This is a genomic window from Facklamia lactis, assembly GCF_015863205.1.
GTDB lineage: Bacteria > Bacillota > Bacilli > Lactobacillales > Aerococcaceae > Facklamia > Facklamia lactis.
Window position 1 is genome coordinate 1 of record NZ_JACBXQ010000012.1, and the last position, 1,035, is coordinate 1,035.

The window sequence follows — 1,035 nt, forward strand, 5'->3', positions numbered from 1 at the left end:
TACAGCCGCTGTCGATGAAAAAATAAAACGTTTGACACCATATTCCATCATCGTTTCCAATAATGTCAGCGTCGCTGCGACATTGTTTTTATAATATTTCATCGGCTCAACGACCGACTCGCCTACTAAACTATTCGCCGCAAAATGCATCACCGCATCGATTGGATATTTTTCAAAAATGCGTACAAGCGTCGTCCGATCGCCTAAATCGCCATGAACGAATACCGCTCGTTTGTCCACGAGATGACGATGCCCTGTCGATAAATTATCGAGCACGACGATCGGCTTCGTTTCAACTAATTTCTTTACCACATGGCTGCCGATATATCCCGCACCACCAACGACTAAAATCATACAATATCTCCTTTCCTTGTCATACACTTCAATTTTATCACGAAACTTACGCAAGGAAGCCCCTGCCTTTAGGCACGGGGAGGAATTGCACCTTACGCAATGTTCATTCCCTCCCTTCGATATGTGTATCCGTCGAATCGCTGAATGACTTGGACATATCTATAATTTATTCCTTGTGCGATACGCTTTCCGTCCTTACCTTTAATATCGAAACTTCCAGTCTTTCTGCATGATACTTCGCCAAACCAAACGCCTTGATATTTCCCTCTTGGGATAACAGCCTTAACCATGTCCCCTGTTTGGAAGCCAAAGAAGAACTTTTGTCTTGCAAGATAACCTCTTGGGAAGCCATATCTATCTAGGTTTGTGCGTGAACGACTACCACGCCCCTTTGCTCTAATGAATAACACTTCTTTTGTTTTGAAATATAAGTGATTTGGTGTGCTTTCGCCTACACAACAAGCGTCAAAATAATGTGTTTTCGGAAGTCTAAACGAATACGATTCATTTTCGTTCGTGCACCTGTTCCACACTCTACTTCGCATCCGCTTTGTTTTAACACTTCATACACTTTCCATCGAGTGGCATTCACTACACTTGCGTCTTTTAGCGTTTTTTTGACCATTTCTTGAATATGTGGATACCCGAATTCTTCTTCTGTCTTACTTCCTTTGCGTTGAT

2 protein-coding genes are annotated in these 1,035 nt (G+C 42.4%); both read right to left on the reverse strand.

All coding sequences use genetic code 11. The features are described 5' to 3' along the window. A partial coding sequence (locus HZY91_RS10735) for an NAD-dependent epimerase/dehydratase family protein (RefSeq protein ID WP_197116267.1) occupies positions 1-354 on the reverse strand: 354 nt, incomplete at its 3' end. 451 nt (positions 355-805) lie between these two features. Next, positions 806-1,035: hypothetical protein (locus HZY91_RS10740; RefSeq protein WP_197116268.1), on the reverse strand; the 230-nt coding region annotated here is incomplete at its 5' end.